General features: G+C 44.3%; 19 protein-coding genes and 1 tRNA gene. 19 read left to right on the forward strand and 1 reads right to left on the reverse strand.

The window, feature by feature from the left end; genetic code table 11:
* The first annotated feature begins 2 nt into the window (after nucleotides 1-2).
* The 5 genes from C232_RS0109390 (at nucleotide 3) to C232_RS0109410 (ending at nucleotide 2,283) form a co-directional block, all read left to right on the forward strand.
* On the forward strand, nucleotides 3-263 hold the full coding sequence (locus tag C232_RS0109390; protein WP_026314550.1) for an RNA-binding S4 domain-containing protein: 261 nt from the start codon (nucleotides 3-5) through the stop codon (nucleotides 261-263).
* Between the two features lie 162 nt (nucleotides 264-425).
* Nucleotides 426-731, forward strand: a complete 306-nt coding sequence (yabP, locus tag C232_RS0109395) for a sporulation protein YabP (RefSeq protein ID WP_018663681.1) — start codon at nucleotides 426-428, stop codon at nucleotides 729-731.
* On the forward strand, nucleotides 728-1,363 hold the full coding sequence (yabQ, locus tag C232_RS0109400; RefSeq protein ID WP_018663683.1) for a spore cortex biosynthesis protein YabQ: 636 nt from the start codon (nucleotides 728-730) through the stop codon (nucleotides 1,361-1,363). Before yabP ends, yabQ begins: the two co-directional genes overlap by 4 nt.
* A 38-nt stretch (nucleotides 1,364-1,401) precedes the next feature.
* Nucleotides 1,402-1,794, forward strand: coding sequence for an FtsB family cell division protein (locus tag C232_RS0109405; RefSeq protein ID WP_018663685.1), 393 nt, complete (start codon nucleotides 1,402-1,404; stop codon nucleotides 1,792-1,794).
* Between the two features lie 72 nt (nucleotides 1,795-1,866).
* A complete protein-coding gene (locus C232_RS0109410; RefSeq protein WP_018663688.1) occupies nucleotides 1,867-2,283 on the forward strand; it encodes a S1 domain-containing RNA-binding protein in 417 nt (138 codons plus the stop codon).
* A gap of 209 nt (nucleotides 2,284-2,492) precedes the next feature.
* Here the strand turns inward: C232_RS0109410 and C232_RS0109420 are convergent.
* Nucleotides 2,493-2,566, reverse strand: a tRNA-Met gene (locus tag C232_RS0109420).
* A gap of 202 nt (nucleotides 2,567-2,768) precedes the next feature.
* Here C232_RS0109420 and spoIIE point away from each other — a divergent pair.
* From spoIIE to lysS, 14 genes are all read left to right on the forward strand, one after another.
* Nucleotides 2,769-5,252 carry a stage II sporulation protein E gene (gene spoIIE, locus C232_RS0109425; RefSeq protein WP_018663690.1) on the forward strand — a complete coding sequence of 828 codons (2,484 nt, stop codon included), beginning with the start codon at nucleotides 2,769-2,771 and terminating at the stop codon, nucleotides 5,250-5,252.
* A gap of 222 nt (nucleotides 5,253-5,474) precedes the next feature.
* Entirely contained in the window at nucleotides 5,475-6,212 is a 738-nt protein-coding gene (locus tag C232_RS0109430; RefSeq protein WP_018663691.1) for a vWA domain-containing protein, read from the forward strand.
* Nucleotides 6,181-7,152: a protein kinase domain-containing protein gene (locus C232_RS0109435; RefSeq protein ID WP_026314551.1), complete on the forward strand. Its 972-nt coding sequence runs from the start codon at nucleotides 6,181-6,183 to the stop codon at nucleotides 7,150-7,152. Before C232_RS0109430 ends, C232_RS0109435 begins: the two co-directional genes overlap by 32 nt.
* A gap of 115 nt (nucleotides 7,153-7,267) precedes the next feature.
* Entirely contained in the window at nucleotides 7,268-8,698 is a 1,431-nt protein-coding gene (gene tilS / locus C232_RS0109440; protein ID WP_018663696.1) for a tRNA lysidine(34) synthetase TilS, read from the forward strand.
* The gene (gene hpt, locus C232_RS0109445; protein ID WP_018663699.1) at nucleotides 8,688-9,248 is read left to right on the forward strand and encodes a hypoxanthine phosphoribosyltransferase; all 561 of its coding nucleotides are present in this window, start codon (nucleotides 8,688-8,690) and stop codon (nucleotides 9,246-9,248) included. Before tilS ends, hpt begins: the two co-directional genes overlap by 11 nt.
* A gap of 159 nt (nucleotides 9,249-9,407) precedes the next feature.
* On the forward strand, nucleotides 9,408-11,420 hold the full coding sequence (ftsH, locus tag C232_RS0109450; protein ID WP_018663701.1) for an ATP-dependent zinc metalloprotease FtsH: 2,013 nt from the start codon (nucleotides 9,408-9,410) through the stop codon (nucleotides 11,418-11,420).
* Between the two features lie 241 nt (nucleotides 11,421-11,661).
* Nucleotides 11,662-12,432, forward strand: a complete 771-nt coding sequence (locus tag C232_RS0109460) for a type III pantothenate kinase (protein WP_018663706.1) — start codon at nucleotides 11,662-11,664, stop codon at nucleotides 12,430-12,432.
* Nucleotides 12,433-12,446: 14 nt separating this feature from the next.
* A complete protein-coding gene (hslO, locus tag C232_RS0109465) occupies nucleotides 12,447-13,328 on the forward strand; it encodes an Hsp33 family molecular chaperone HslO (protein WP_018663708.1) in 882 nt (293 codons plus the stop codon).
* A gap of 179 nt (nucleotides 13,329-13,507) precedes the next feature.
* Nucleotides 13,508-14,434, forward strand: a complete 927-nt coding sequence (cysK, locus tag C232_RS0109470; protein ID WP_018663710.1) for a cysteine synthase A — start codon at nucleotides 13,508-13,510, stop codon at nucleotides 14,432-14,434.
* Nucleotides 14,435-14,585: 151 nt separating this feature from the next.
* Complete coding sequence (gene folP / locus C232_RS0109475; RefSeq protein ID WP_018663712.1) at nucleotides 14,586-15,419, forward strand: dihydropteroate synthase; 834 nt, start codon at nucleotides 14,586-14,588, stop codon at nucleotides 15,417-15,419.
* The gene (gene folB, locus C232_RS0109480) at nucleotides 15,400-15,765 is read left to right on the forward strand and encodes a dihydroneopterin aldolase (protein WP_018663713.1); all 366 of its coding nucleotides are present in this window, start codon (nucleotides 15,400-15,402) and stop codon (nucleotides 15,763-15,765) included. The genes folP and folB overlap by 20 nt, the downstream gene beginning before the upstream one ends.
* On the forward strand, nucleotides 15,762-16,289 hold the full coding sequence (folK, locus tag C232_RS0109485; protein ID WP_018663715.1) for a 2-amino-4-hydroxy-6-hydroxymethyldihydropteridine diphosphokinase: 528 nt from the start codon (nucleotides 15,762-15,764) through the stop codon (nucleotides 16,287-16,289). The genes folB and folK overlap by 4 nt, the downstream gene beginning before the upstream one ends.
* Nucleotides 16,241-16,453: a helix-turn-helix domain-containing protein gene (locus C232_RS19395; protein WP_081622746.1), complete on the forward strand. Its 213-nt coding sequence runs from the start codon at nucleotides 16,241-16,243 to the stop codon at nucleotides 16,451-16,453. The genes folK and C232_RS19395 overlap by 49 nt, the downstream gene beginning before the upstream one ends.
* A gap of 217 nt (nucleotides 16,454-16,670) precedes the next feature.
* Nucleotides 16,671-18,158 carry a lysine--tRNA ligase gene (gene lysS, locus C232_RS0109495; protein WP_018663718.1) on the forward strand — a complete coding sequence of 496 codons (1,488 nt, stop codon included), beginning with the start codon at nucleotides 16,671-16,673 and terminating at the stop codon, nucleotides 18,156-18,158.
* The last annotated feature ends 321 nt before the right edge of the window (nucleotides 18,159-18,479 follow it).

An 18,479-nucleotide genomic window follows, 5' to 3' on the forward strand; every position in this document is an offset into this window, starting at 1 on the left:
TCATGCGATTGGATAAATTTTTAAAAGTATCGCGTTTAATTAAACGGAGAACACTGGCAAAGGAAGTGGCTGACCAGGACAGAATTCAAATTAACGGCGTCCAGGCAAAAGCCAGTTCGAATGTAAAAGCAGGCGATGAACTCACGATCCGGTTCGGGCAAAAAGTGGTCGTTGCGAAAGTGGAACGTTTAAAAGAAACCACGAAGAAAGAAGAAGCCGCCGATATGTATAAAATCATCAGTGAAAAGCGGATCAACGAATAGGGACAACATAAAACCGATATGCCGGAAAAAGCCGGTATACCGGTTTTTTTTTATGCAAAAAAGAGGATTGATGCGAAATACGGGACGGATTGTTTTCGGTCTTTTTTCTGCAGGCGGTGCATAGTATAGTACAAAGTTTGGACAAGGAAAGTGGGGATCAGGATGAATGATTTTTATAGCACTCCGTCCAATAGTAAACCGGTTCTTCAGGAACATGATGTGATAATGCGCGGCAGAAAACTATTAGACATTACAGGGGTGAAACAGGTAGAAAGTTTTGATAATGAGGAATTTCTGCTCGAAACGGTGATGGGATTTTTAGCAATCCGCGGCCAGAATCTGCAGATGAAAAACCTGGATGTCGATAAAGGCGTTGTTTCGATTAAAGGGAAGGTATTTGACCTGGTTTACCTGGATGACAGCCATGGGGAGAAAGCTAAAGGGCTCTTTAGCAAATTGTTCCGATGAGCCTGACTGTTCAATTTTATACGATGCTTGCCATGATCGCCATGGGAAGCTTTTTTGGATGCGCCCTTGATACGTATAACCGGTTTTTAAAACGGAGCGAAAGAAAAAGATGGATCGTTTTTATCCATGACATTTTATTTTGGCTGTGCATCAGCCTGTTGCTTTTTTATGTATTATTCATGGTGAATTCCGGCGAAGTCCGTTTTTATATTTTCGTCGCGCTCTTTTGCGGATTTGCGGCTTACCAGGCCTTGTTGAAACGGATCTATTTAAGTATATTGGAATGGTGGATTCAAGCCGCCGTCAGCATTGCACGTATGATCACCCGTTTGTTCCGCCTGGTCATCTTCAACCCGGCCAGATGGTTGATACTGGGTTTGGCGGCACTTGTCTTAGGTACAGGAAGGGCCTTTTACGCTATTGTAAAAGGCCTGGCAAAAGTGATATTATGGATATTAAAGATCATCTTCAAACCGGCTATTTGGATTGGAACAGCCATTTGGCATTTCGTTCCGGAACCGGCAAAAAAATTTTTTGCGGACCTTTTTGCAAACGTTGCAGGAGTATGGGGATTTCTAAAGAATATAGTTATGAAAGCAAAAAAACGATTAAGCCGCTTTTTTAAAAAATAGCCTGCTGCATAAGGGTACAGGAATAAGGAGGTATAGGATTGGAACATAAAATTGCTTCAATGGATAACGCTTATACAAAGCAGAAAATCGTCAAAGAAAAGATTATAGCAAGAAGGCGCAAATTGCTTGTGCGGCGGCTGACGCTGTTTACCGCTGTTGCCGTTGTCATTTCCTATATTCTGGTTGCAACCCTGATTTCCCGGAATGAGCAGCTGGCTGCCAAACAGCAGCAAAAGGCGGGCCTGGAACAAAAGGTAAAAGAAATCGACAAGCAGCAGGCCTTATTAAAAGGCGAAATTGTAAAACTAAAGGATAATGATTATATTGCGAAGCTTGCCAGGAGCGAATACTTTCTTTCCGAAAAGGGTGAAATCATTTTCAATATCCCAAATTCCAAAAAGAATGCCGAAGAAGGAGACGTGTCGTATTGACACTCTTTTTTCATGTTCGTTATAATATATAAAAGGTTGATTTTTTATCTTTTAAGGAGGAAAAATTTTTTTATGTCAATCGAAGTAGGCAGCAAGTTACAAGGGAAAGTAACAGGCATCACTCATTTTGGGGCTTTCGTTGAATTGCCGGATGGAAAAACAGGGCTTGTCCATATCAGCGAAGTTGCTGATAATTATGTGAAAGACATCAATGATCATTTGAAAATCGGTGATGTAGTAGAGGTCAAAGTCATTCATGTCGAAAAGGACGGGAAAATCGGGTTATCCATCCGCAAGGCGAAAGAGCAGGCGCAGCATTCCACGCAGTCACACCGCCCGCAAAGGCATAACCGGACAAATAACCATCGTCCAAAAGAAGATTTTGAGTCAAAGATGGCGCGTTTTCTGAAAGATAGTGAAGACCGCTTATCCTCGTTAAAAAGAAACACAGAATCCAAGCGGGGCGGCCGTGGTGCCAGAAGAGGCTAACTTGCTGTCTAATATATAAATAGATCTGCCGCTAGAAAAACTGATCAGTAAAGCGGCGTATGCTGCTTAAAAAAGCTTAAAGGGCAGATCCGACAAACAAGTTCCCTTTTGTCGGATCTGCCCTTTTTCTATCGCCGTTTTGGACAAATTTCGTTTAAAAATACAAAAAAAAGCCGGGCAATCTGCCCGGCCTTTTTCGTTATCATTAGTAGCGGCGGAGGGGATCGAACCCACGACCTCACGGGTATGAACCGTACGCTCTAGCCAGCTGAGCTACGCCGCCGTGATTTCTAAAAAGCACATCTTCTATAATAAAGGCATGCTGTCTGTTTGTCAACTTATCTTTTGAAGAAAATTGTAAAAAACATATCCTTTCACCGTATAAAAAGTCGAACTTTTCTTTTAAGTCTCCCTGGAATTTTGACAAACTTTTGAACTTGTCCCATTTATAATAACATTTAACAATATGGATAGGGGGAGTAGAAGTGAATATAGGGAAAATTGAACGCGGGACGTATGAGCAGGGAAGCAATGTAGATTTTCGGGAGACGAAGCTGGAAATGAAAAAGGGTTTTAAAAAACTGCAGGAAAAATTCGAATTCATCTTGATACAAAAAGGCATCAGCCTGCTGGTGATCGGGTTTTTACTGGGGAGGGCGCTGATCTTATCGCATTTTATGCCCTTTGCGCTGCCGTTCTTTGCTGCTGTATATGTAATGAAAAGGGAAAAGGCACCGATTGTATTGCTCGGCTTGGCAGCAGGGAGTTTAACCGTATCCATTACGAGCGGCATATATACACTTGCGTCAACCATCCTCTTCGTACTGGTTTTCAGGCAGTTTGGCAAATACCATAAAGAAGAGGTCAGGGTGCTGCCCTATTATATTCTTGCGATTTCGTTTCTATCAAGATGCACTTATACGTATTTGCAGCACTTTGACCTGTCGCTTTATGACAGCCTGATGGCCGGCGTGGAAGCCTGTTTAACTTTCATCCTTACCATGATATTTATGCAGAGCATTCCCATTTTATCACAAACGAAACGGAAAAAATCATTAAAAACAGAGGAAGTTGTCAGCCTGATTATTGTGCTCGCTTCAGTGCTGACAGGAACAATTGGCTGGTCTCTTCACGGCCTTTCCATTGAGCATATATTATCAAGATACCTGGTCCTCTTGTTTGCCTTTGCCGCCGGGGCAACTGTGGGTTCGACAGTCGGTGTTGTGACAGGCCTGATCTTCAGCCTTGCCAATGTCACCAGCTTTTATCAAATGAGTCTGCTTGCCTTCTCAGGGCTGTTATGCGGCTTACTAAAAGAGGGAAAACGCGCCGGTGCGGCAGTCGGTTTATTAATTGCGACACTCTTGATCGGCATGTATGGGGAAACGAACACGCCGCTGAGCGAAACGATGTATGAATCCTGTATCAGTATTCTGCTTTTGTTTCTGACCCCGCGGCGCCTGACTCAAAAAATGGCCAAGTATATCCCGGGCACGGCTGAATATGCAAAGGAACAGCAGCAGTATTTGCGGAAAGTCCGCGATGTGACCGTCCACCGCGTTGAGCAGTTTTCATCTGTTTTCCAGGCGCTCTCCACGAGTTTCGCGCAGTATGACCATTCGAAAGAAGAGGAAGACAACGAGCGGGAACTGGATTACTTTTTCAGCAACGTCACAGAAAAAACATGCCAAACCTGCTACCGGAAGGACAAGTGCTGGGCCAAAAATTTTGAACAGACATATGATTTAATGAAAATGACGATGAAAGACATGGATGAGGGGGGCGGGAACGTTTCCCGCAGTGCCCACCGCGAACTGGATAAACATTGTGTGAAAGCGAAAAAAGTAGAAGATGCAATCTTGCAGGAACTGTCATTCTACCAGGCGAATCAGAAATTAAAGCAAATGATTAAAGAAAGCCGCAAACTGGTGGCTGAGCAGCTGCAGGGCGTCTCTGAAGTGATGGGGGATTTTGCAAAAGAAATCCAGCGCGAGCGGGAAAACCACCAAAAACAGGAGGAAATGATTTTGGAGGCGCTGCAGGACTTTGGCCTTGATATTGACCAGGTTGAGATTTACAGCCTTGAGGAAGGCAATATTGATATTGATATTACGCTGCCGCAGTACAGCGGATACGGGGAGTGCGAAAAAATCATTGCCCCGATGCTGTCTGATATCTTAGAAGAAACCATTGTGGTCCAAAAAGAAGACTTCAGTACGTATTCCGGCGGGCTTGGATATGTGACGTTCCGGTCAGCAAAGGCGTATGTGGTGGAAACGGGTGTAGCCACCGCTGCAAAAGGGGGAGGTTTTATTTCCGGGGACAGTTATTCAATGATTGAGCTCGGAACGCGAAAATATGCGATTGCCATCAGCGACGGCATGGGGAATGGGGAGCGGGCCCATTATGAGAGTAATGAAACGCTCCGTCTGCTGCAGCAAATACTGCACTCCGGGATTGAAGAAAAGATCGCAATTAAATCAGTCAATTCAATTCTTTCATTGCGGACGCAGGAAGAAGTCTTTTCAACATTGGATCTCGCCATGATTGACCTGCAGGATGCAAGCAGCAAGTTTTTGAAAATCGGATCGACACCAAGTTTTATTAAACGGGGAAATAAAATCATTAAAGTGGAATCGGGAAATCTGCCGATGGGGATGATCAAGGAATTTGATGTCGATGTCGTCTCCCAGCAATTAAAAGCGGGCGACCTGCTGATTATGATGAGTGACGGCATTTTTGAAGGACCGAAATATGTGGAAAATCATGAAGTGTGGATGAAACGGAAAATTAAGGAGATCGAGACGGAAAACCCGCAGGAAATCGCGGATCTGCTGATTGAGGAAGTGATCCGGACAAGATCAGGCCTAATAGAAGATGACATGACAGTCGTCGTCGCAAAAATCAAACACAACACCCCAAAATGGGCCGCCATCCCAGTAAACAAAGGAAAAAAACTCATATCGTAATAAGAAAAGCGGAGGGCGCTAGCCCATCGGCGACAGGCAAATGGGCCGTCCCCAATGAAGTCCGCCCTTTGACTTCAATGGGGAAGGAACAGTTGACCCGAGCCGATAGCGCCCGCAGCCGGACAAAGAAAAGCGGAGGCGCCCTGCTGCCGTATAGATTTCTTCCCATTTGTCGATGATGGTAAAAACAAACCTGCCATCATGGGCGAAGGAGGAAATGGAATGAAACCAGGAACGTTAAAACAAATTTTATTGATTACGGACGGATGTTCAAACCAAGGGGGGGATCCGGCGGCGATTGCTGCATTAGCAAAGGAACAAGGCATTACCGTTAACGTGATTGGTGTCATGGAACATGATGTGATCGATGAAAAAGGCATGCAGGAAATCAATGAAATTGCACTATCGGGCGGCGGCGTCAGCCAGATCGTGTACACAAAAATTTTATCGCAAACTGTCCAAATGGTCACAAGAAAAGCAATGACACAAACACTTCAAGGCGTCGTTAACCGGGAATTAAAACAAATACTGGGAGATTCGGCATCAATAGAAGCTTTGCCGCCGGAAAAGCGCGGCGATGTACTGGAGGTGGTCGATGAGCTGGGGGAAACAGTGGATCTGGAAATCCTGATATTAGTCGATACAAGTGCGAGCATGAAACATAAACTTCCAACTGTAAAGGAGGCATTGCTTGATTTATCGCTGAGTTTGAATGCAAGAATGGGAAATAATCAATTTTCTGTTTTTGTATTTCCCGGGAAAAAGAAAGAGGTGGAGCGGCTGCTTGAGTGGACGCCAAAATTGGAATCCTTGACGAGTATTTTTCCAAAGCTGCAAGTGGGCGGAATCACACCGACAGGGCCGGCCTTGAATGAGGCAATCCATTATTTCCGCAAAAAAAATTCACGAAGAGGATTGTTATCGCGTGATGACGAACAGTACTTTGAAGAATCTATCTAATATTTCCCCTGGCACTTGGATCATAGGAAAGTGGCACAAGCAGCATTACAAGGTCATAAAAAAACTGGGAAGCGGCGCAAATGGCGTTGTCTACCTCGCTGAAACATCCGGGGGTCCGGCTGCGTTAAAATTAAGCAGCAGCACGGAATCGGTGACTTCAGAGGTAAATGTGCTCAAAACATTCGCCAAGGTCCAGGGTTCTTCCCTCGGGCCTTCTTTATTGGATGTGGATGACTGGGAAACAGGAAACGGAATGGTTCCATTTTATGCGATGGAGTATATCAAAGGCACCGGCCTGCTTTCCTTTATTGCCCAAAAAGATTTCTCATGGGCGGGGATATTGATCCTTCAGCTTTTAAGGGATTTGCAACGGATACACGAAGAAGGCTGGGTGTTCGGCGATTTAAAACCTGAGAATATTATCGTAACCGGTTCCCCGGTTCGCATCCGCTGTATTGATGTTGGCGGAATGACGAGATTAGGAAGATCCATTAAAGAATTCACGGAGTTTTTCGACAGGGGTTATTGGGGAATGGGATCAAGAAAGGCGGAACCAAGCTATGATTTGTTTGCCGCTGCGATGATTATGGTGAACCTGGCTTATCCGCAGCGGTTTTCAAAAAAAGCTGACAGCGAACTGCAGTTGAAGACGGCCATCCATCAAAGTGCAGAACTAAAAAAATATGAACCTGTTTTAATCAATGCCTTAAAGGGAAAGTACCAATCTGCACAGGAAATGAGGCGGGCGCTGCTTGATTTGCTGGCGGGCCGACCGCAATCACGGGCAGAAACCGTACAAGCAGATAGAAAGGGAGGAAAACCTCAGTCAAGATTAAAAATAAGGCGGTTTAAAAAAACTAAAAGATTAATCACAACAATAACATTCATTGTGATCGTGTCTATGTTATACTTTTTATATATATATGAACAATTGCTTTAATAAGACAGGCGCTGCCCGGAACATCCGAAAAACAGCAGCTTGCGGATATCTTTAGAATTTTATTGGAACACATGGTAAAATAAGTTTTGTAAATTGAACAAAGGAAAGGTATAAAATGCTGCCATTTGAGGCAAATGTGTCTGATTTTATTAAAAAACACCAATTAATATCGGAAGGCGACCACTTGATTGCAGCCGTTTCCGGAGGGCCGGATTCGCTCGCTTTACTCCATTTTTTGAAAGCACAAAGCAAGTCCTTCAAGATCAAAATTACAGCAGCCCATCTCGACCACATGATTAGAGGGAAAGAATCTTACGAAGACATGATGTATGTTGAAAGGATTTGTAATCATTTACATATTGAATACCGGGCAAAACGGATTCCGATTCCGGAAAAAGCCGCTTCTTCAGGCCTGGGACTTGAAGAAACAGCGCGGAAATACCGATATGGCTTTTTGAAAGACGTCTTGGCTGAGACTGGTGCCAATAAAGTTGTCTTCGGCCATCATGGTGATGACCAAATTGAAACCATCCTCATGCGCCTGACGAGGGGAACAAGCGAAAAAGGCAGGGCAGGCATCCCTTTTCGGCGTCCATTTTATACTGGTGAAATTATCCGCCCGCTTCTAGGTACAACCAAAAAGGAAATTGAAGAATACTGCCTCCATTACCAGCTTCATCCGAGGATTGATGCAAGCAATTATTCTTTGGATTACACAAGAAACCGGTTCCGGTCTGTTATATTGCCATTTTTAAAAAAAGAAAACCCGCATGCCCACAAGCATTTTCAAAGATTTAGCGAAGAACTGCTGGAAGATGAGGCTTTTCTGGAGAGCCTGTCGCAAAAACACCTGGAGGAATCGCTTGATACTACCGGCCGTGATTATCTTGTGGATCTCCCTGCCTTTAAACGGGCACCTTTACCTTTACAAAGAAGGGGGATTCATCTAATATTAAAATATCTTTACAATCAAAATGTAACAGAACTAACTGCAATACATACCGAGGCCATTTTCAATTTATTCTACAGCAGGCATCCGTCAGGCCGACTTGATTTGCCGGGGGGATTAAAAGTGCTAAGAAATTATGAACGCTGCGTGTTCACGTTTCAATTACCTCCCCGCTCTACTTCATATCAATATCTTTTATATGAGGGAATGGAGATCCGCCTGCCGAATCAGGATAGGATCAAACTTAAAAAAAAGGAAATATCATATTCATACAGGCCTGAGAATATGCTATTATTACACATAAACGACATTTCTCTCCCTCTGATTGTCCGCAATCGAAAACCGGGGGACAGAATTGAAGCAAAAGGATTAAATGGTTCAAAAAAGGTAAAAGATATATTTATTGATGAAAAAATTCCAAAGCCGGAAAGAGATTCATGGCCAGTTGTGACAGATTCCAGCGGGAAAATTTTATGGCTTCCGAATCTAAAAAAATCAAGATATGAACCAATTGATGTTTTACCTGATGAGACCTACTATATTTTGCAATATTGCAAGCAAACATCTTCTAGGGGGCAGTCGCACGATGAAGCATGATATCGAGAAAATATTAATTTCGGAAGAGGAAGTCCAGCAAAAAGTAAAGGATTTAGGAGAGCAGCTGACGAAAGATTATGATAGCAGGTTTCCGCTGGCAATCGGCGTACTGAAGGGAGCCATGATGTTCATGGCGGATCTTGTCAAACATATAGATACATATTTGGAAATGGATTTTATGGATGTATCTAGTTATGGCAATTCAACCGTATCTTCCGGGGAAGTAAAGATTTTAAAAGACCTGGATACATCCGTTGAGGGCCGTGATGTGTTAATCATTGAAGATATTATCGACAGCGGAATGACCCTGAGTTATTTGGTCGATCTTTTCCGTTACCGTAAAGCAAAATCAATCAAAATTGTAACGCTGCTCGACAAACCAACCGGCCGCAAAGCGGATATCCAGGCAGATTATGTCGGCTTTAATGTCCCGGATGCGTTTGTGGTGGGATACGGTTTGGATTATGCAGAGAAGTACCGCAACCTTCCCTATATCGGCGTCTTAAAACCTGAGGTGTACAGCCATCCGGAAGAAAGCGCCGATATTTAAGCGTAATGGTGTGAACATGGCATTGGACGATTTATGGAAATGCAAAATGAAGACGGTCGCTGTAAAAAATGGTGAAAGCCAATGCAAATTATTGTTAAATTAAAATTTACTATAGTACTATTGAATATAGCTTTTTAAGACCGTGGGAGGAGGTAAGGAATGAATCGTATTTTCAGAAATACAATCTTTTATGTATTATTATTTATAGTACTGATTGGAATCGTCAGCTATTTTAATAATAGCAGTGAAACGACGGAGAGTATATCATATGACAAATTTGTTTCTTATTTGGACGAAGGCAAGGTTAAAAGCTTTTCAACCCAGCCTACGCGGGGCGTTTATGAGGTCCGCGGACAGTTAAAAGATAATAATAAGCAATTTGTCACTTATGTCATGGATGACCAGGCCATGCTTAACCGGATTGATAAAGCAGCCCAAAATACTAAAGTGGATGTATTGCCGGCAAAAGAAACGAGTGGCTGGGTATCATTTCTGACATCCATTATTCCGTTTGTGATTATCTTTATTTTGTTCTTCTTCCTGATGAATCAGGCGCAGGGCGGCGGCGGCCGGGTAATGAACTTCGGCAAAAGCAAAGCGAAACTGTATAATGACGACAAGAAAAAAGTCCGTTTTCGCGACGTAGCCGGCGCTGACGAAGAAAAGCAGGAACTCGTTGAAGTAGTTGAATTTTTGAAAGATCCGCGGAAATTCTCGGAATTGGGTGCACGCATTCCGAAAGGTGTTTTGCTGGTAGGGCCTCCGGGAACTGGTAAAACTTTGCTGGCAAGAGCTGTTGCCGGTGAAGCAGGCGTTCCTTTCTTCTCCATCAGCGGTTCTGATTTCGTTGAAATGTTTGTCGGGGTTGGTGCAAGCCGTGTCCGCGACTTGTTTGAAAATGCGAAAAAGAACGCGCCTTGTATCATTTTCATTGATGAAATTGATGCGGTCGGACGCCAGCGCGGCGCGGGATTAGGCGGCGGACATGATGAACGTGAACAAACTTTAAACCAATTGCTGGTTGAAATGGACGGATTCGGTGCAAATGAAGGCATTATCATTATTGCAGCCACAAACCGTCCGGATATTCTTGACCCGGCACTTCTGCGTCCCGGCCGGTTTGACAGGCAGATTACGGTAGACCGTCCGGATGTGAACGGACGTGAAGCCGTGCTCCGTGTTCATGCACGGAATAAACCGCTCGACAGTACGGTTGATTTAAAGGCAATCGCCCATCGTACCCCCGGGTTCTCCGGTGCGGATTTGGAAAATCTGCTGAACGAAGCTGCACTGATTGCGGCAAGGGCTTCCAAGAAAAAAATCGATATGAGTGATATTGATGAAGCAACGGACCGCGTGATTGCAGGACCGGCTAAGAAAAGCCGCGTGATTTCCGAAAAAGAACGCAATATTGTGGCTTACCATGAGAGCGGGCATACGATTATCGGGCTTGTGCTTGATGAAGCTGAGATTGTCCAGAAAGTAACCATTGTACCGCGCGGCCAGGCCGGCGGTTATGCGATGATGGTTCCGAAAGAAGACCGTTATTTTATGACGAAACCGGAATTGCTCGATAAAATTACCGGCCTCCTTGGCGGGCGCGTTTCAGAGGAAATTATTTTTGGGGAAGTGTCCACAGGGGCTTCCAATGACTTTGAACGTGCGACCGGCATTGCAAGAAGAATGGTAACTGAATTCGGGATGAGCGACAAGCTTGGCCCATTGCAGTTTGGCCAGTCGCAGGGCGGCCAGGTATTCCTCGGCAGGGACATTAATAATGACCAGAATTACTCTGATAAAATTGCGTTTGAAATTGATACAGAAATGCAGAGCATTATGAAAGCCTGCTACGAACGTGCAAGACAAATTTTATTGGAAAACCGGGATAAGCTTGAATTAATTGCGAAAACATTATTGCAAGTGGAAACACTGGATGCCAAGCAAATCAGGCACCTCTTTGATCATGGGACATTGCCGGAAAAACCTGTTCCGGACCAGGGTTCTGCATACCCGACAGGAACAGAGCCGCGTGTAAACCTCCAGCCAAAGCAGGAAGGGATAAAAGAGGTGAATCCGGCAGACGGGAATGATTCGGATCCTGCGAAGCCGATTGAAACACGGCCGGGTAAATTAGGCCCGACAAAAACACCGGATGATGATGAAAAACTATAAATGAAAAATGAAACGGGTTTGAAAGAGGCCCTGGATAAAAAAAGGCACCGTCTGAATGTAAAAGGCGGTGCTTTTTTACCGGATGAGGAACGGGAGCAGGCGGTATTTCCCGGTTGATAGGGCATGTTCTGCATGCCAGCTGCTCCGAAAGCAGCCGATTGCAAGGGATTCTATAAACGCCGGATATTATGGTATGATGGTTGCATAATCAAATCTATAGATAAAATAGAGTGGTGAGCATATGTTACTTGTGATTGATGTGGGGAATACAAATATTGTTTTAGGTGTTTATGATAAAAATGATTTGAAATACCATTGGCGCATCCAAACGGTACGCGATAAAACGGATGATGAATACGGCATGTCATTTAAAGCGTTATTCGGCCATGTAGGGATTGATTTCAAGGATATTAGCGGGATTATCATTTCTTCCGTTGTCCCGCCGATTATGTATGCACTGGAGAGAATGTGCAGCAAATACTTCCATGTAACCCCGCTAATTGTCGGGCCCGGGATCAAAACAGGCCTTGATATAAAATACGATAACCCGCGGGAGGTTGGTGCGGACAGAATCGTGAATGCTGTTGCAGGCATACATGAATACGGCAGCCCGTTAATTATTGTCGACTTTGGCACCGCCACCACATACTGCTATATTAACGAAGATAAGCAATATATGGGAGGAGCGATTGCACCTGGTATCGGCATTTCAGCGGAAGCACTGTACTCAAAGGCTGCGAAACTGCCGAGAATTGAAATTGCCAGTACGGATGATGTTATCGGACGCAATACCGTTAGCGCCATGCAGGCGGGGATTGTTTTCGGCAATGTCGGACAAGTTGAAGGTATTGTCTCGCGCATGAAAGCAAAAAGTAAAAAAGATCCGGTTGTCATTGCGACGGGAGGCCATGCTCCATTGATTGCAAAGGAATCAAAAAGCATTGATATTGTAGATCAGTTTTTAACTTTAAAAGGCTTGTATTTGATTTATAAACGGAACATACAGGAGTAAAAGGAGGATTTTCTTTGACAGATTATTTAATCAAAGCTTTGGCATATGACGGCCAAATAAGGGCATATGCCGCTGAAACAACCGAAACAGTGGGCGAAGCACAGCGCAGGCATTATACATGGCCGACAGCATCAGCTGCACTTGGGAGAACGCTGACAGCAGGTGCTATGATGGGCGCGATGTTAAAAGGTGATGAGAAAATTACAATTAAAGTAGAAGGCGGGGGTCCGATCGGCGCTATTATTGTCGATGCCGACGCACACGGTGATGTACGGGGATACGTGACAAATCCGCAGACCCATTTTGATTTAAATGAGCAGGGGAAACTGGATGTCCGCCGCGCAGTCGGAACAAATGGGACGCTAACCGTTGTGAAGGATCTCGGCCTCCGTGAAAACTTTTCCGGGCAGGTGCCCATTGTTTCCGGAGAATTAGGAGAGGACTTCACGTATTATTTTGCTACTTCTGAGCAGGTTCCGTCTGCTGTCGGGGTCGGGGTGCTCGTGAATCCGGATAATACGATTTTAGCGTCAGGCGGGTTTATCATTCAGCTGATGCCAGGCACAGATGAAGAAATCGTCACTGCCCTTGAAAAACGAATTTCGGACACACCGCCAATTTCGTCTTTAATACGGCAAGGATTAAAACCGGAAGAAATCCTGGAAAGCCTGCTTGGCAAAGACAACGTTAACGTGCTGGAAACTATCCCGGTCCGTTTTGAATGTACCTGCTCAAAAGAAAGGTTCGCCTCTGCCATGATCAGCCTGGGCAAAGAAGAACTCCGTGACATGATCGAAGAAGATGGCCAAGCCGAAGCGGTCTGCCACTTCTGCAGAGAAAAATACCACTATACCCGCCAAGACCTCGAAACCCTGCTCCAACAAGCAAAAGGGTAAAAAGAAATCCGCTGGCCGATAGGAGCCGCAGCTGGACAAAGAAAAGCGGAGGCGGTTGCCCGCTTTTTATAGGAAAAAGATCCCATTTTTCAGAGTTTTCTACTTGACATATTAGGAAAATGGTGTTAATTTTTAAATATTAAACCAATAAAAATACTCGGAAATATGAGGTGAACATTTTGGCACGTTTAGTTAACTCAATCGCTGAATTAGTAGGCAATACACCGGTAGTAAAAGTGAATCGTTTAACAGATGAAAATTCTGCAGATGTTTATTTGAAACTGGAATATTTCAATCCGGGGAGCAGCGTAAAAGATCGTATCGCACTTTCGATGATTGAAGATGCCGAAAAAAAAGGCCGCTTGAAACCGGGAGATACAATCGTTGAACCAACAAGCGGGAACACAGGTATCGGCCTGGCTATGATCGCAGCTGTAAAAGGCTATAAAGCGATTATTGTCATGCCTGAAACCATGAGCATGGAACGCCGCAGCCTGCTGCGTGCATACGGTGCAAAACTTGTCTTAACACCGGGATCAGAAGGGATTAAAGGCGCGGTAAACAAAGCGGAAGAACTTGTGAAGGAAAATGGATACTATATGCCACAGCAATTCCAAAACCCTTCCAACCCTGAAATCCATCGTTTAACAACCGGTAAGGAAATCGTGGAACAAATGGGAGACCAGCTGGATGCGTTTGTAGCCGGCGTCGGCACTGGCGGTACGATTACAGGTGCAGGACAGGCACTAAAAGAAGCTTATCCGGATATTAAAATATATGCAGTCGAACCGGATGACTCACCGCTATTGTCGGAAGGAAGACCGGGCCCGCATAAAATTCAGGGGATCGGAACAAATTTTGTCCCGGAAACACTGGACAAAAATATTTACGATGAAATTATTCGCGTAAAAACAGAGGAAGCATTCGAAGCAGTGAGAAGAGCCGGGAAAGAAGAAGGAATCCTCGGCGGAATTTCATCAGGTGCTGCTATTTTTGCGGCGCTGGAAGTTGCAAAAAAACTGGGTAAGGGCAAAAAAGTGCTTGCCATTGTTCCGGACAACGGTGAACGTTACTTGAGTACAACTTTATTCCAATTTGAAGATTAATCCGGAATGACATTTTCATAGATAAATGGAAGAAGGCAATCATGTTTAAAGTGATTGTCTTTTTTCGTTGGATATCGCGGTTTTTTATTTTGCAGCGTAAATTATGGTAGACTATACATATTGACAAGCGTTGACAAAGGGGAGAGTCATTTTGAAGTGCGGACGGTTTGTGTTGGATTTTGATAAAAAGACATATGTAATGGGAATTCTGAATGTCACGCCGGATTCCTTTTCAGATGGTGGGAATTTTTTTAAGCAGGATGCAGCAGTTACGCACGCCTTTCAAATGGTGGAAGACGGTGCAGATATCATTGATATCGGCGGGGAGTCGACAAGGCCCGGACATCAACCGATCTCTGCAGAAAAAGAACTGGAGAGAATCCTGCCTGTCATTAGAGCGATTGCAGGCAAGGTTGACGCCCCGCTATCGATTGATACTTATAAAGCCAGAACGGCAGACGAAGCGATTACGGCAGGGGCGCACATTATCAATGATGTATGGGGGGCCAAGCGCGATCCTGAAATTGCAGCGGTTGCCGCTAAGCGCCATGTCCCGATTATTTTAATGCATAACCGCGAGCAACAGGACTATCAGAATTTTATGCGTGACGCTTTGTATGACCTGTATGAAAGCATCAATATTGCCAAAAAAGCCGGCGTTGGTGATGACCAGATCATTCTGGATCCGGGGATCGGCTTTGCAAAGGGGTTAAAGGAAGATGTTGAAATGATGCGGAATCTGGATCGTTTGGTTGCACTCGGGTATCCGGTGCTGCTCGCTCCTTCAAGAAAAAGGATGATTGGGCACACGCTCGGACTGCCGGTCGATGAGCGCATGGAAGGAACAGGGGCTGCAATTTGCTACGGGATCACGAAAGGCTGCCAATTGGTTCGCGTACATGATGTAAAGGAAATCAGCAGAATGGTTAAAATGATGGATGTATTCATTGGTAAAGGGGAAACAAATGGACAAGATTATCATTAAAGATATGGAATTTTACGGCTATCACGGTGTACTGGCGGAGGAAACAAAACTGGGCCAGCGTTTCCGGGTATCGATGGAGCTTCAGCTGGATTTGAAAAAAGCCGGCACGACGGATGATTTGCATGAAACAGTGAATTATGCGGAAGTTTATCAAATGGCAAAAAGGATTGTGGAAGGGGAACCCTGCTGCTTAATTGAAACCGTCGCCGAAAAACTGGCAGCCGCCGTTCTCGATACGTTTCTAAAAGTAATGGAGATTACAGTAAATATTACCAAGCCGGATCCTCCTATTCCGGGCCACTACCGTTCTGTTGCAGTCGAAATGACGAGGAGAAGAGTGCAATGAACCATATCGCCTATTTATCACTGGGTTCCAATATTGAACCGCGCTTAACTTATTTACAAAATGCGGTCAAAGCCCTGCAAAGCACCCCCGGCATTGAACTTGATAAGGTTTCATCGATTTATGAAACGGATCCGGTCGGCTATACGGAGCAAGGTAATTTTTTGAATATGGCGGTAAGAATCAAAACGGTTTTTACTGCTCTTGAACTGCTTGAAACCTGCCTTTCGATCGAGCAGCAGCTTGGGAGAGAAAGAAAAATTCATTGGGGACCGCGAACAATCGATCTTGACATTTTATTGTATAATCATGAAAATATGAAAACAGAGAAACTCGTTTTGCCACACCCCAGAATGCATGAAAGGGCATTTGTATTGGTCCCGCTTCTGGAACTGGAGCCCGGGCTGGTTCATCCGGTGAAGAAGATCCCTTTGATGCAAATGTGGAACGATCTTTCGGATAAAGAAGGAGTTCGGTTATGGAGACAGATAAATGGGGAAGACGTATCCGTGCTTTTCGAAAATTAAAAGGGTATACGCAGGAAAGCTTTGCACGCGAACTTGGCATATCTGTATCCATTTTAGGAGAAGTGGAGAGAGGAACACGAATGCCAACGGAAACACTTCTAAAAGAGATTTCATCACTGCTCGATATCCCGTTAGAAGAAATTGGCTGTTTGGATCAGCCATAGGAATCGTACATATGGGAAAAAACGGATTTAAATGATGTCTGAATCGTAAAGATTGTGTACAATAATAGAGGTAAACGGCTATAATGGCTAATGTTGGGCGACAAATGGTATGTTTCATAGTGAGTTTGATATCAATACGGGGAAGTGCAGTCTTCCTTTTTATATAGTTGCAACATAACTTGGCCAATGCTTTTAAAAGACTGGAGGAACGATTTATATGAGTGGCGAGAATGTAAATGAACAGTTTTTAGTCCGGAAAGAAAAAATGGAGGCGCTCCGTGAAAAAGGCATCGACCCGTTTGGCAAGCGCTTTGAAAGAACCGCAAATTCAGCGGAACTCCACCACAAGTACGGCGAATGTACGGAAGAAGAGCTGGAGGAAAAAGAAATCCCGGTAGCCATTGCCGGCCGGATTATGACCAAGCGGAGAAAAGGAAGAGCCGGTTTTGCGCATATTCAGGATTTAAAAGGCCAAATCCAGTTCTATATTCGCCAGGACGCCGTCGGTGAAGAACAGTACGAATTGTTTAAAAGTGCCGACCTTGGTGATATTGTCGGTTTAAGAGGGACGGTATTCCGCACAAAAGTTGGGGAACTTTCCGTTAAAGTAAAAGAATTTACGATCTTAACGAAAGCCCTGCGCCCTCTTCCTGACAAATATCATGGCTTAAGGGATGTTGAACAGCGCTACCGCCAGCGTTACCTTGACCTGATCATGAACGAAGAAAGCAAGAATACGTTTATTACGAGAAGCCGCATTGTCCAGTCCATCCGCAATTATTTGGACAAGACCGGCTATCTTGAGGTGGAAACGCCAATGATGCACGCGATTGCCGGCGGCGCAGCAGCACGCCCGTTTATCACGCACCATAATGCGCTCGATATAGAACTGTATATGCGGATAGCGATTGAACTCCATCTAAAACGTTTGATCGTCGGCGGGTTGGAAAAAGTATATGAAATCGGACGTGTATTCCGCAATGAAGGGATTGATACCCGCCATAATCCCGAGTTTACGATGCTTGAGTTATATGAAGCTTACGCTGATTTTAACGATATTATGCGCCTTACAGAGAACCTGATTGCCCATACTGCAAAAGAAGTTTTAGGCACCACGGTAATCCAATACGGGGAATACGAAGTAAATCTTGAGCCGGATTGGCGCCGCCTGCATATGGTAGACGCGATAAAAGAATTTACTGGTGTGGATTTCTGGAATGTAACAAGTACAGAAGAAGCAAGAAAGCTTGCTAAAGAACATCATGTTGAGATTACAGAACATATGGAATACGGCCATATTGTAAATGAATTCTTTGAACAAAGGGTTGAAGAAAAACTGATCCAGCCGACATTCATATACGGCCATCCGGTGGAAATTTCCCCGCTTGCCAGAAAAAATGAAAAAGACCCGCGTTTCACAGACCGATTTGAGCTCTTTATTGTCGGACGCGAACATGCGAATGCATTCACGGAATTAAATGACCCGATTGACCAGCGCGAGCGTTTTCTTAACCAGTTGAAAGAACGCGAGCAGGGAAATGATGAAGCCCATCAAATGGATGAAGACTTTCTGGAAGCCTTGGAATATGGCATGCCTCCTACAGGCGGGCTCGGCATCGGTGTTGACCGTCTGATCATGCTGTTGACCAACTCTCCATCCATCCGTGACGTTCTTCTCTTCCCGCTGATGAAAAACAGGGACTAATTGTAACGCCTTTTTTAATAAGCGGATGAATGAAAGCAGCGGTGAGCACTTGCCGATACGGGCAGTACTTCACCGCTGTTGTAATTTTTATATAAAATCTACTTGCCTTCTATCAATTTATCTTGAAAAAAAGCAAAAAAACTATTGCATAATGAAACTAGAGATGGTATATTATTATTCGTTGACCAATTAAATAGACGACAACGAAAATAAAAAGTTGTTGACATTGGCATTGGTTAGTGGTAAAATATAAAAGTCGCTAAAAAACAAAGTGGTTGTTCCTTGAAAACTGAACAAAACAAAACGTCAATGTTTATTTTA

The organism is Heyndrickxia acidiproducens DSM 23148, from assembly GCF_000374345.1.
Classification (GTDB): Bacteria; Bacillota; Bacilli; order Bacillales; family Bacillaceae_C; genus Weizmannia; species Weizmannia acidiproducens.